Below are 12,912 nucleotides of genomic sequence, written 5' to 3'. Positions count from 1 at the left end.
CGCATGGCCGGAAAGTTCATAACCTTTGAAGGCGGCGACGGCGCCGGCAAGTCGACCCAGATTCGCCGGCTGGCCCGCCGCCTGGGTGAGCGCGGCATCCATGTCGTCGAGACCCGCGAGCCCGGCGGGACGCCGATCGCGGAGTCGATCCGCAAGGTGCTGCTTTCCGGCATGGTCAAGTCGCTCGGGCCCGAGGCGGAGGCCATGCTCTTCGCCGCGGCGCGCGCTGATCACGTCGACCGGCTGATCCGCCCGGCGCTCGCCGCCGGCGACTGGGTCCTCTGCGACCGCTTCTTCGATTCCACCCGCGTCTACCAGGGTGCGGTCGGGGGTGTCGATGCGCGCGAGCTGGACGCGCTGGAGCGCGTCGCCGTCGGTCGCAACCGGCCGGACCTGACATTCGTTCTCGACGTTCCGGCCGAGGTCGGCCTGCGCCGGGTCAGGGCCCGTCTCGCCGAGTCCGGCGGCGAGCCGGACCGCTTCGAAAGCGATGAAATCGCCCTTCACGAAGGCCGCAGGCAGGCGTTCCTCGATATCGCTGCGCGGCAGCCCGAGCGCTGCGTCGTGGTCGATGCGGCGCGGAGCGAAGACGCGGTGGCCGGCGACGTCTGGCGCATCGTCGCAATGCGTCTTCTCCAGCAGGCGGCGTGACGATGGCGGCAAGCGACCTCCAGGACGTCCCGCGCATCGACCGCCTTGACGGATGGCCGCTCCCCGACAGCCAGCCGGCCTGGTTCGGCGACCCTGCGGCGGAGACCGCGTTGCTCGACGCCTATCGGGGTGGCCGGATGCACCATGCCTGGCTGGTCGGCGGGCCGAAGGGGATCGGCAAGGCGACGCTCGCCTACCGCTTCGCCCGCTTCGTCCTGGCCCATCGCGACCCGCAGGCGCCGGCCGTCGCGGCGGCCGGCGGTCTCGCAATCGGCCCCGATGATCCCGTCTTCCGGCGCGTCGCGGGGCAGGGGCATGCGAACCTGCTCGCGCTGGAGCGTCCCTACCGGGAAGACCGCAAGCGCTTCCTGACCGAGCTCAGCGTCGACCAGATCCGCCGGACGGTCTCCTTCTTCGGATCGACCAGCGGCGAGGAAGGATGGCGGATCGCGATCGTCGATCCGGCCGACGAGATGAATGCCAGCGCCGCCAACGCGCTCCTCAAGGTGCTCGAGGAACCGCCCCGGCGGTCGCTCTTCTTCGTCATCTCCCACGCGCCGGGACGGCTCCTGCCGACGATCCGCTCGCGCTGCCGGCGGATCGAGCTCGCGCCCCTGCCGGCCGAGACGATCGTCGCCGCGATCAGGCAGTCACGTCCCGATGCATTCGAGGATGGCGACATCGCGCTCGCGGCTTCGCTGTCGGAAGGCAGCCTCCGTCGCGCGATCCTGCTCCTCCAGGAGGACGGCATCGCCGGTTACCGGCGCTTCGCCTCCTTCGCGGCGACCTTTCCCGATGCCGATATCGGGGCGATGCATGCGCTCGCCGACGCGGTCTCGAAGCGCGGTGCCGACGATGCCTATGACGGCTTCCTCGATACCGTTCGCGGCTGGCTCGGGCGGCGGGTGCGGGGAGAGGCCGAGCCGGCGGGCGAGCCCGCCCCGTCCGGCGTCGTCGCCCGGCTGCCGCTTGCCAGATGGGCGGAGGTATGGGAGAAGGTCACCGAAACCTCGGCCGAGGCCGAGGCGCTGAATCTCGATCGGAAACAAGTCGTTCTGTCCATTCTCATGTCATTCGCCCAGGCCACACGAATGTGACTTCGCCACGGCGGCCGCCGATCGCGGCCGCGACAAGCCTTTCCTTTGTCGAAGCAACCTGGCGAGACGGCAATGAGTTCCCCGAAATACTATCTGACGACAGCGATATCCTATCCCAACGGCGCGCCGCATATCGGCCACGCCTATGAGGCGCTCGCCACCGACGCGCTCGCCCGCTTCATGCGCCTCGACGGCTACGACGTCTTCTTCCTGACCGGCACCGACGAGCACGGCATCAAGATGCGCCAGACCGCGCAGCGCGAGGGCGTGACCCCGCGCGGGCTCGCCGACCGCAACACGCCGCTCTTCCAGAAGATGGTGCGCGAGCTGAACTGCTCGAACGACGATTTCATCCGCACCACCGATCCCCGCCACTATGCCGCCTCGCAGGAGATCTGGCGGCGGATGGCGGCCAATGGCGACATCTACAAGGGCTCCTATGCCGGCTGGTACTCGGTCCGCGACGAGGCCTATTACGCCGAGTCCGAAACCGAGGTGAAGGACGACGGCGTCCGTTACGGCCCGCAGAACACGCCGGTCGAATGGGTCGAGGAGGAGAGTTATTTCTTCCGCCTCTCGGCCTACCAGGAGCCGCTGCTCGCCTATTACGAGGCCAATCCCGGCTTCATCGGCCCCGACGAGCGCCGCAACGAGGTGGTCAGCTTCGTCAAGGGCGGCCTGCGCGACCTCTCGATCTCGCGGACCACCTTCGACTGGGGAATTCCGGTTCCGGACGACCCCCGGCACGTGATGTATGTCTGGGTCGATGCGCTCACCAATTACATCACCGGCGCCGGCTTCCCGGAGAATGGCGAGACCTTCGCGCGCTATTGGCCGGCCGACCTCCACGTCATCGGCAAGGACATCGTCCGCTTCCACGCGGTCTACTGGCCGGCCTTCCTGATGTCGGCGGGCATCGCCCCGCCACGTCGCGTCTACGCCCACGGCTTCCTCTTCAATCGCGGGGAGAAGATGTCGAAGTCGGTCGGCAACGTCGTCGATCCGTTCTCGATGATCGATGCCTACGGCGTCGATGCGGTGCGCTATTTCTTCCTCCGCGAGGTGCCGTTCGGCCAGGACGGCAACTACAGCCACGAGGCGATCGTCCAGCGGATCAATTCCGATCTCGCCAACGACCTCGGCAACCTCGCCCAGCGGTCGCTGTCGATGATTGCCAAGAATTGCGACGGCAGGCTGCCGGAGCCCGGAGCCTTCTCGGCCGACGACAGGGCGCTGCTCGACCAGGCCGATGGGCTGCTGGCCAAGTGCCGCGATGCGATGGCAGGGCAGCAGATCCACGTCGCCCTCAACGCGATCTGGGCGCTGGTCGCCGAGGCGAACCGCTACTTCGCCGCCTCGGCGCCGTGGGAGCTCAGGAAGACCGACGTCGCCCGCATGGGAACGGTGCTTTACGTCACCGCCGAGGCGGTGCGCCAGGTGGCGATCCTGGTCCAGGCGATCATGCCGGATTCCGCCGCGCGGCTGCTCGATCTGCTCGGCGTTCCCGACGGGGCGCGGAGCTTCGCGACGCTCGGGGAGGGCGGTCGCCTCTCCGGCGGCACGGCCCTGCCGGCGCCGCGCGGCGTCTTCCCGCGCTACGTCGAAGAGACCGACGAGCAGAAGTCCTAGGCGGTCCCGGCGTCCTCATGATCGTAGACAGCCATTGCCATCTCGACTTCGCGGATTTCGAAGCCGATCGCGACGCGCTGGTCGAGCGCGCGCGGGCCGCCGGGGTCGAGACCATGGTGACGATCTCCACCCGCGTCGCGAAATACCCGGTGCTCCGTGAGATCGTCGACCGCTACGACCGGGTCTATTGCTCGATCGGCACGCATCCGCACAACGCCGCGGAAGAACCTGACGTCACCACCGAGCAGCTCGTCGACATCAGCGCCGAGCCGAAGGTGGTCGCGATCGGCGAGGCCGGCCTCGACTATCACTACGACAATGCCTCGCCCGAGGCGCAGCGCGCATCGTTCCTCAGGCATATCGCGGCGGCGCGGGAGACCGGGCTGCCGCTCGTCATCCATTCGCGCGACGCGGACGACGACATGGCGGCGATCCTGGCCGAGGAAACGGGGAAGGGGCCCTTCCCGGCCATCCTCCATTGCTTCTCGTCCGGCCGCGCGCTGGCGCTCACCGGCATCGAACTCGGTCTCCATGTCTCGTTTTCCGGCATCCTGACCTTCAAGCGGTCGGAGGAATTGCGCGCCATCGCGGCCGCGTTGCCGCTCGACCGGCTGCTGGTCGAGACCGACGCGCCATATCTTGCTCCGGTGCCGCATCGCGGCCATCGCAACGAGCCGGCCTATGTCGTTGAAACCGCCAAGGTTCTTGCCGAAACCAGAGGAATGGACGTGACCGAGCTGGGCGCTGCGACCAGTGACAATTTCTATCGACTTTTCAACAAGATAGAGCGTCCCGCCGCATGAGCTACCGGATGACGATCCTCGGCTGCGGCTCGTCGCCCGGCGTCCCGCGGATCGGCAACGACTGGGGCGCCTGCGACCCGAGCGAGCCACGCAACCGGCGCAGCCGCTGCGCCTTGCTGATCGAGCGCTTCGGCGCCGGCCCGGTGCCGACGCGGATCCTGGTCGACACCGGTCCCGACATGCGCACGCAGCTTCTGGCGGCCGGCGTCGATATGATCGACGCGGTCTTCTATACCCACGCCCATGCCGACCATCTCCACGGCATCGACGACCTCCGGGCGTTCTGGCTGGCCACCCGGAGCGTCGTTCCGGCCTATGCCGACGACGAGACGGCCGACCGCATCCAGGAAGCCTTTGCCTATTGCCTGAAGTCGGCGCCCGGCAGCGCGTATCCGCCGATCGTCGGACTGAACCGCATCGCGCCGTACGAGACCTACACCATCGACGGCGCCGGCGGACCGATCGAGATCACGCCGTATCGGCAGATCCACGGCGATGGCGCGTCGCTCGGCTACCGCGTCGGCGACTTCGCATATTCGTGCGACGTCAGCGCGTTTCCCGACGAGACGCTGGCGGTCCTGCGGGGCCTCGATATCTGGGCGCTTGGTGCATTGCGCTACACGACGCATCCGAGCCACCTGAGCGTCGACCAGGCGCTGGAGTGGATCGAGCGCCTGGCGCCGCGCCACGCGGTGCTGACCCATATGCATAACGATCTCGACTATGCGACATTGAAGGCGCGGCTGCCGACGCATGTCGAGCCGGCCTATGACGGGATGCAGCTCTCGCTGTGATCCCTGAAATCACCCATAGAGAAAAGTTCCATAATATATCTTATGCGACTTTCATTCATATCCGCGGCATAGCGGGTTGGAGGCATCGGGAATGGAGCCCTCTCGGGATATCGGCCGGCTGATCGAGATCATGGCGGCGCTCCGCGATCCGGAGACCGGCTGTCCCTGGGACCAGGAGCAGAGCTTCACGACGATCGCGCCCTATACGGTCGAGGAAGCCCATGAGGTGGCCGAGGCGATCGCGCGTGGCGATATGCTGGATCTCCGAGACGAGCTCGGCGACCTGCTGCTCCAGGTCGTCTATCACGCCCGGATGGCCGAGGAAGCCGGCGATTTCGCCTTTCCGGACGTCGTCGAGGCGATCACCACCAAGATGATCCGCCGCCATCCCCATGTCTTCGGTGACGAGGAAGCGCGCGCCGCCGGCCAGGCCAAGGGGGTCTGGGAGCGGATCAAGGCGGAGGAAAAGCGCCAGCGGCGGCTCGATCGCGGTGAGACGGGTGAGCGTGCGGCCGGATTGCTCGACGATCTCGGCAGGGGCCTCCCGCCCCTCGCCCGTGCCGTGCGGCTCCAGGCAAGGGCCTCGACGGTCGGTTTCGACTGGAACGACCCGAAGGCGGTGCTGGCGAAGCTGCGGGAGGAAATCGACGAGATCGAAGCCGAGCTCGATGCGGAGCCGCGCGACAATGGCCGATTGACCGACGAGGTCGGCGACCTGCTCTTCGCCGTCGCCAATCTCGCGCGCCATCTCGATGTCGATCCGGACCAGGCGACGGCATCGGCGAATGCGAAATTCGGGCGGCGCTTCGCCAGCATCGAGGCGGCGCTGGCCGCCGAAGGCCGGACGCCCGTTGACGCGAGCCTCGACGAGATGGAAGCGCTCTGGCAGAAGGCCAAGGGCTCCGAAAATACCTGATATCGCTGCTGGAACGCCGCCGTCAGGCTGCCGCGCCGGCATTTTCCCGGCGAGCTTCCTCGACATGCGCCTCCGGGAATGCGGCCCTGAAGCGGTCGTTGGCGCCTTCCGCGACCCGGATATGGGCGATGACGGTGCCGTCGGACCGGTCCTCGCGGTCGAGGACCTCGCCGAATTGATAGAGCCGGTGCAGCCGGGACGCGCCTTCCGGCGTGAGCTCCACCCGGTAGATCGGGCGCTCCATCGCGATGTGGTCGGCGATCGCCGCCAGCAGGTCGTCGAGCCCCTCCCCGGTCAGCGCCGAGATCGACACGACGGTCGGCGCCGCGGGCGAGCCCGTCCTGGTCGGCGCGATCTGGGCCGGTGGCCGCCGGTCGGGCGGAATCAGGTCGATCTTGTTCCACACCTCGATCACCCGGTCGGGCGCGTCGACATCGATGCTGAGCTCGGCGAGCACCGCCGCGACGTCCCTTGCCTGCTCCTCGGTGTCCGGGTCGGCGATGTCGCGGACATGGAGGATGAGGTCGGCTTCGGCGACCTCCTCCAGCGTGGCGCGAAACGCCGCCACCAGCGAGGTCGGCAGGCTCGAGACGAAGCCGACCGTGTCGGAAAGGATGACCGAGGTGCCGTTCGGCAGCTCGACCTTTCGCAGCGTCGGGTCGAGGGTCGCGAAGAGACGGTTGTCGGCGAAGACGCCCGATTGGGTCAGCGCATTGAACAGGGTCGATTTGCCGGCATTGGTATAGCCGACCAGGGCAACCACCGACTGGCCGGAGCGTTTGCGGGTGCGCCGCTGCAGCCGCCGTCGCGTCGCGACCGAAGCAAGCTCCGTCTTGATCCGCTCGATCCGTTCGGAAAGCGCCCGCCGGTCGGCCTCGATCTGGGTCTCGCCCGGACCGCCGAGGAAGCCGAAGCCGCCGCGCTGGCGCTCCAGATGGGTCCAGCTCCGGACCAGCCGGCTCTTCTGGTAGGTCAGGTGGGCGAGTTCGACCTGGAGCCGCCCTTCCCTCGTCCGGGCGCGCTCGCCGAAGATCTCCAGGATCAGGCCCGTCCGGTCGATGACCTTGGCCTTCCAGGCCTTTTCCAGGTTACGCTGCTGCACCGGCGAGAGCGGATGGTCGACGATGACCAGTCCGGCCCGCTCCGCGGCCAGTTTCGCGGCGATTTCGTCGACCTTGCCGGTTCCGAACAGGGTGCCGGGCCGGTAGGTCGAAAGCGGCACCGCGATCCCCTCGACGACGTCGAGATCGATCGCCGCGGCGAGGCCGACGGCTTCCTCGACCCGCGCCTCGCTGCCCCGGCCGGGAGGCTCGCCCTTTGGCGCGCGGACGATCGGCACGATGACAAGGGTCCGTTCAGGAGGCCTTTGAAGGTCTCCCTCGCCGCTCCGGTCGGGGACTTCGGGCGTGTGGTTCAATCGCCCTCCTGTTTGCCCGCCCCTTCCTCCGCGGGCTCGAATAGCTGCAAGGGTGCTCCCGGCATGATCGTCGAAATGGCATGCTTATACACAAGCTGCGAGTGCCCGTCGCGCCGCAGAAGCACGCAGAAATTGTCAAACCAGGTGACGATTCCCTGGAGCTTGACGCCATTCACCAGGAAGATCGTCAGCGGTGTTTTGTTCTTCCGAACATAGTTCAGGAAAGTGTCTTGCAGGTTTTGTGCGCGGTCCGCCATTTATCGGTCTCGTGTCTTTTCAGCCTGCTGGGAGGAGCGCCAGTCGCCGCCATCGGCCCACCACCAATGTGCTCCTTTAGTTTGACCGGTGTTTACCGTTGCGTCACCTAGGAATTTTAGGCAACCGCCGTCGCCCGGCATGGCCCGTATTGCGCGTGGCGGTGGTAAAGTTCGCGCAAACGTGTCGCGATCGGACCGGCCTTGCCGTCGCCGATCCGGTGGCCGTCCACCGTCACGATCGGCAGGACGATGGTCGAGGAAGCCGTTATGAAAGCTTCCTTTGCCGCCAATGCCTCGCTCAGCGAGAAGGGGCGCTCTTCGACGGCAATGCCTTCGGCCTCGGCGGCCTCGATCACCACGCCGCGGGTGATTCCACGCAGGATGCCATGCTCGGCTGGCCGGGTGACGAGGATCCCATCGCTGGTCAGAATCCAGGCATTGGTTGATGAACCTTCGGTCACAAACCCGTTTTCATCGACGAACCAGGCTTCGAAGGCGCCGGATTCGTGTGCCTTTTGCTTGGCGAGCACGTTGGGCAGAAGCCCGACGGTCTTGATGTCGACGCGGTCCCAGCGATTGTCCGGAGTGGTGACGACGGCGATCCCCGCCCTCGCCCGCGCCGCGCCTTCGGCCGGGTCGATCGACCGCGCCGTCACGACCAGCCCCGGCGGCACCGCCGGGGTCGGGAAGGCGTGGCCGCGCGGTGCGACGCCCCGGGTCACCTGCAGGTAGACGATCCCGTTGGCGACCCGGTTGCGGCGGATCACTTCACGAAGAATTGTGCCGAGCGCGGCCGGCTTCCGTGGCGACGCGATGCGCAGTTCGGAGAGCGAACGGGCAAGGCGCGCCATGTGGCGGTCCTCGTCGACCAGCCGGCCGTCCTTCACCTCGCAGACCTCGTAGACCGAGTCGGCGAATTGCAGGCCCCGGTCCTCGACGTGGATGGCGGCTTGGCGATGGGGGAGATAGCGGCCGTTGACGTAGGCGATTCTGGACATGTCAGGATCGCCAATAGGCCAGATTGAGTGCTCCAAGCAAGACGAGTACCTCGATGCGTCCAAGGATCATGGTGGCGATCATCACCAGTTTGGCGAAGGCGCTGAAATCGGCATAGGCGGGCCAGGCGTCCGGTGCCGGCCAGCCGGTCGAATAGACCGGGCCGACGTTGGAGAAAGCGGCAATGGCGGCGGTCAATGCGCCGTCGAAATTCGGTTCCGACGTCGCGATCAGCAGCGCCGCCGCGACGATCACCGCGAGGCTGGCGACCAGGCTGCTCCAGATCGATTTCATCTGGGCGAGGTCGTAGAGCGCGCTGCCCAGCCGCGACGTGCGGATGCTGTGCGGATAGACCAGCCGGCGCAGCTCCTGCAGCGAAAGGGTCAGCATCCCCCCGACGCGGTAGTATTTGATGCCGCCGGCCGTCGAAATCGCGCTGCCGCCGATCAGCGCGAAGAGCAGCACGATCGGTAGCGGCAGGGCTGCCAGGCCGCTGGCATGGGCGTCGAAGCCGGTCGTCGAGACCAGTGACGCTCCGGTGAAGAATCCGTCACGAAGCGAGTCGAGGAAGGAGAAGGCGTCCGATCCGCTCCGCTGGACGACATAGCCGACCGCGTAGACCAGCCCGGCCAGCAGCGCCATGGCGATGGTCCAGTAGCTTTCGCGATGCTTGGCCATCATCGACCATCGCCCCTCGAGCATCATCCGGTGCCAGACGATGCTGGTCGCGCCGATCAGCATGAAGATCGCGATGATGAATTCGGCAAGGGTCGAGTCGTAGACTGACAGGTTGCCCTGGATCGGCATGAAGCCGCCGGTCGAGACGGTCGACAGCGCGAGGCAGACTGCCTCGAAGGGCGGAATGCTCGTCGCCAGCAGCAGCGCGGCGCAGGCGACGGTGATCGTCAGGTAGGTCAGCGTGATCTGGCGCAGCGTCGCGCCGAGCCGGTTGAAATGCCTGTCGGTGCTGGCGACGAGGGCGACGCGGGGAATGCCGCCGAGCCCGCTCGGCGAGATCACCGCCACGATGGTCAGCAGGGTCATCAGTCCGCCCAGCCATTGCAACTCGGCGCGGAAGAAGATGCCGCTGAAACCGAGCGGGGCGATCGCCTTCAGGGCGCTGGCGCCGGTCGTGGTGTAGCCGGACACCGACTCGAACAGCGCCGTCACATAGGTCGTGTCGGCGATCCGCATCAGCGGGATCGCCGCCAGGAGCGGCGGGATCACCCAGACGCAGACGACGAGGACATAGCCCGCGACGCGATCCAGCGAACGCGTGCGGTCGCGCAGCGCGAAATAGGCGCCGCCGGCGAGAAAGCCGACAAGCCCCGCCACGACGACGAAGATCGCCGCCGAATGATTCTCGCCGACCGCGAGCCCGATCGCGGCCGGGAGCAGCAACGCGACCGAGAAGCCCGCGAGGGCCAGGGAGAGGAGATGGAAGACGCCGATCATATGCGGTTGCGGCGATCAGAAGAATTCGAGGCTGACCCGGAACATCTGCTCGACCTGGCGCACGCGTTCCGCAACCGCGAAGATGATCACCCGGTCCTTCGCCGCGATCTCGGTCGCGCCATTCGGCATGATGACGTTGGTCCCCCGGTAGATTGCCCCGATCCGAATCCCGTCCGGCAGGTCGAGGTCCCGCAGCGCCTTGCCGACCAGCGGCGAGGTCTCCAGCGCTTCCGCCTCGATCACCTCGGCGAGGCCGTTCTCGATGGTATGGACGCCCCGGATCCGCCCGCGCCGGACATGCTGGAGGATCTTCGAGATGGTGACCGAGCGGGGACTGACCGTCGCGTCGATGCCGAGCGTCCCGGCGAAGGCGGGATAGGATCGGTTGTTGATCAGGGCCATGTTGCTGGCCGCGCCGAGACGCTTGGCCATCACGCAGGCGAGGATGTTCACCTCGTCGTCGTTGGTCAGCGAGACCAGGGTGTCGGCATCCTGGACGTCGGCCTCCTGGAGGAGCTCCTGGTCGAGCGCGTCGCCGTGGAGGACCACGGTTCGCTTCAACCGGTCGGCGATTTCTATTGCGCGATCGCGCGACGCCTCGATGATCTTGACCTTGGCCCTCGAGCCGCGCGCTTCGAGGGCTTCCGCCACGTAGAGGCCGATATTGCCGCCGCCGGCGATGACCACGCGATGGGCCTCCTGCTCCTCGTGGCCGAAGATGCCGAGCGTCCGGCGCACCTGATCGACCTTGCAGACGACATAGACCCGGTCGCCGACCAGCATCGCGTCGGAAGACCGCGGCACGAACAACAGCCTCCCCTCGCGCAAGACCCCCACGACCACGGCCTGGAGGTCGGGGAAGAGCTCGGTGAGCTGCGCAAGCGGCGTATCGATCACCGGACAATTTTCGGCAAGGTCGATACCGATGGTCACCACCTCGTCGTCGGCGAAGCGTACCGCGTCGACGGCGCCGGGCGCCTCGAGCCGCCGCAGCACCAGCTCGCCGACCTCCACCTCCGGCGAGATGATGACGTCGATCGGCAGGTGGTTCGAGGAGAAGAGATCCGCCCAGTGCGGCGCCAGGTAGCTCTGCGACCGGATACGGGCGATCTTGGTCGGCACGTTGAACAGCGAATGGGCGACCTGGCAGGCGATCATGTTGACTTCGTCATAGAGGGTGACGGCGATGATCATGTCGGCCTGGTCGGCTCCCGCCTGGGAGAGCACGTCCGGGTGGGCGCCATGGCCGATGAAGCCGCGGACGTCCACCGAGTCGCGGATCGCCTGGATCAGCTCATGCGACGTATCGATGACCGAGACGTCGTTTTCCTCGGCCGAGAGGCGCTCGGCGATGCCGAAGCCGACCTGCCCGGCTCCGCAGATAACAACCCGCATTGTGGCGACCCCCTGCCGATTCCGCGGTGGCTAGAGCATATTCAGCAAAAGTGTAGGCACTTTTGCGCCCGGAATATCCGGAAAAACAAGGCGTCGGAGCACATTTTGCGGTTCTCGACTGCGAAAGGGCCTAGCCGACGCCAAGCGATTTGAGCTTGCGGTGCAAGGCCGATCTCTCCATGCCGACGAATTCGGCGGTCCGCGAGATATTGCCGCCGAAGCGGTCGACCTGTGCCTTGAGATATTCCCGCTCGAAGATTTCCCGCGCATCGCGCAGCGGCAGCGACATCAGGTGCTCGCCCCCGGCCCGGCCCGGCGTCGTCGGCAGCATCTCGCCGATCTCCGCCGGCAGCATCTCCGCGGTGATCGCCTCGGCAGCGTCGCCGCGGGCGAGGATCAGCAGTCGCTCGACGTTGTTGCGCAACTGGCGAAGGTTGCCCGGCCAGTCATGCGCCTGGAGGACCGCCATCGCGTCGGCGCTGATTTCCCGTTCGGGCAGGCCGGTCGAGCGCGAGATCAGCGATGCGAAATTCGTGACGAGCTCCGGAATGTCCTCGCGCCGTTCGGCCAGCGCCGGCACGCGCATCGGCACCACGGCGAGGCGATGGAAGAGATCCTCGCGGAAACTCCCTTCCTGGGTCTCGCGTTCCAGGTCGCGCGCGGTCGAGGAGACGATGCGGACATCGACATTGACCTTGGTCGAGCCGCCGACCCGCTGGAAGGACTGGTCGACCAGCACCCGCAGGATCTTGTTCTGGGTCTCGCGCGGCATGTCGCCGACCTCGTCGAGGTAGAGGGTGCCGCCGTGGGCTTCCTCCAGCGCACCGACATGCCGGCCGCCGCCATTCAGGCTCTCGGTTCCGAACAGGGCCTCCTCCATGCGCTCCGGCGTGATCGCCGCCGCGTTGAGGACGATGAATGGCCCCGAGGCACGTCCCGAGAGCCGGTGGACGGCCCGCGCCGCGAGTTCCTTGCCGGATCCAGACGGCCCCGAGATCATCACCCGGCTGTTGGTCGGCGCGACCTTCTCGATCAGCTGGCGCAGGTGGTTCATCGCCGCCGACCGCCCGATCAGCTCGGATGCCTCGCCGGAGCGCTCGCGCAGCGTCTGGACCTCCTTGCGAAGCTGTGACGCCTCGAGCGCGCGCTCGGCGATCAGGACGAGCCGGTCCGCCTTGAAGGGCTTCTCGATATAGTCATAGGCGCCGCGCTTGATCGCGGAGACGGCGGTCTCGATGTTGCCGTGGCCGGAGATCATGACGATCGGCAGGTCGGCGTGTTCGCGCTTGACCTCGTCGAGCAGCGCCAGGCCGTCCATCCGGCTGCCCTGGAGCCAGATATCGAGGAAGACCAGCGACGGCCGCCGCTTGGCGATTTCGGCGAGCGCGGTGTCGGCGTCCGCCGCGGTGCGTGTCCCGTGCCCCTCATCGGAGAGGATGCCGGAGACGATGTCCCGGATATCCGTCTCGTCGTCGATGATGAGAATGTCTGAAGCCATGATC

Annotated in this window: 12 protein-coding genes; 6 read left to right on the top strand and 6 right to left on the bottom strand. The window is 67.0% G+C overall.

Annotation, left to right across the window (positions count from 1 at the left end; genetic code table 11):
• The first annotated feature begins 3 nt into the window (after positions 1 to 3).
• The 6 genes from tmk to mazG all read left to right on the top strand — a co-directional run bounded on the left by tmk (position 4) and on the right by mazG (position 5,890).
• Entirely contained in the window at positions 4 to 651 is a 648-nt protein-coding gene (gene tmk, locus KDJ86_RS15165; protein WP_291747626.1) for a dTMP kinase, read from the top strand.
• A 2-nt stretch (positions 652 to 653) separates the two neighbouring features.
• Positions 654 to 1,748: a DNA polymerase III subunit delta' gene (locus KDJ86_RS15160; RefSeq protein WP_291747567.1), complete on the top strand. Its 1,095-nt coding sequence runs from the start codon at positions 654 to 656 to the stop codon at positions 1,746 to 1,748.
• A gap of 72 nt (positions 1,749 to 1,820) precedes the next feature.
• Positions 1,821 to 3,377 carry a methionine--tRNA ligase gene (gene metG, locus KDJ86_RS15155; RefSeq protein WP_291747565.1) on the top strand — a complete coding sequence of 519 codons (1,557 nt, stop codon included), beginning with the start codon at positions 1,821 to 1,823 and terminating at the stop codon, positions 3,375 to 3,377.
• Positions 3,378 to 3,394: 17 nt separating this feature from the next.
• The gene (locus KDJ86_RS15150) at positions 3,395 to 4,180 is read left to right on the top strand and encodes a TatD family hydrolase (RefSeq protein WP_291747564.1); all 786 of its coding nucleotides are present in this window, start codon (positions 3,395 to 3,397) and stop codon (positions 4,178 to 4,180) included.
• Positions 4,177 to 4,974: an MBL fold metallo-hydrolase gene (locus tag KDJ86_RS15145; protein ID WP_291747562.1), complete on the top strand. Its 798-nt coding sequence runs from the start codon at positions 4,177 to 4,179 to the stop codon at positions 4,972 to 4,974. Before KDJ86_RS15150 ends, KDJ86_RS15145 begins: the two co-directional genes overlap by 4 nt.
• A 91-nt stretch (positions 4,975 to 5,065) precedes the next feature.
• Complete coding sequence (gene mazG, locus KDJ86_RS15140; protein ID WP_291747559.1) at positions 5,066 to 5,890, top strand: nucleoside triphosphate pyrophosphohydrolase; 825 nt, start codon at positions 5,066 to 5,068, stop codon at positions 5,888 to 5,890.
• A gap of 22 nt (positions 5,891 to 5,912) precedes the next feature.
• Here mazG and hflX read toward each other — a convergent pair whose 3' ends face one another.
• The 6 genes from hflX to ntrX all read right to left on the bottom strand — a co-directional run bounded on the left by hflX (position 5,913) and on the right by ntrX (position 12,908).
• Positions 5,913 to 7,307: a GTPase HflX gene (gene hflX, locus KDJ86_RS15135; RefSeq protein ID WP_291747556.1), complete on the bottom strand. Its 1,395-nt coding sequence runs from the start codon at positions 7,305 to 7,307 to the stop codon at positions 5,913 to 5,915.
• Positions 7,304 to 7,564 carry an RNA chaperone Hfq gene (hfq, locus tag KDJ86_RS15130; RefSeq protein ID WP_291747554.1) on the bottom strand — a complete coding sequence of 87 codons (261 nt, stop codon included), beginning with the start codon at positions 7,562 to 7,564 and terminating at the stop codon, positions 7,304 to 7,306. The genes hflX and hfq overlap by 4 nt, the downstream gene beginning before the upstream one ends.
• Positions 7,565 to 7,680: 116 nt before the next feature.
• The gene (locus KDJ86_RS15125) at positions 7,681 to 8,562 is read right to left on the bottom strand and encodes a D-amino-acid transaminase (protein WP_291747552.1); all 882 of its coding nucleotides are present in this window, start codon (positions 8,560 to 8,562) and stop codon (positions 7,681 to 7,683) included.
• Position 8,563: 1 nt separating this feature from the next.
• Positions 8,564 to 10,015, bottom strand: a complete 1,452-nt coding sequence (locus KDJ86_RS15120) for a TrkH family potassium uptake protein (protein ID WP_291747550.1) — start codon at positions 10,013 to 10,015, stop codon at positions 8,564 to 8,566.
• Between the two features lie 15 nt (positions 10,016 to 10,030).
• Positions 10,031 to 11,410 carry a Trk system potassium transporter TrkA gene (trkA, locus tag KDJ86_RS15115; RefSeq protein ID WP_291747547.1) on the bottom strand — a complete coding sequence of 460 codons (1,380 nt, stop codon included), beginning with the start codon at positions 11,408 to 11,410 and terminating at the stop codon, positions 10,031 to 10,033.
• Positions 11,411 to 11,540: 130 nt separating this feature from the next.
• Positions 11,541 to 12,908: a nitrogen assimilation response regulator NtrX gene (gene ntrX, locus KDJ86_RS15110; RefSeq protein WP_291747544.1), complete on the bottom strand. Its 1,368-nt coding sequence runs from the start codon at positions 12,906 to 12,908 to the stop codon at positions 11,541 to 11,543.
• Positions 12,909 to 12,912: the final 4 nt, after the last annotated feature.

Origin of the sequence: Bauldia sp. (assembly GCF_020442045.1) — a bacterium.
Lineage (GTDB): Bacteria > Pseudomonadota > Alphaproteobacteria > Rhizobiales > Kaistiaceae > Bauldia.
Note: the sequence above shows the minus strand (reverse complement) of the source record. Positions and strands in the feature narration are given on the sequence as shown.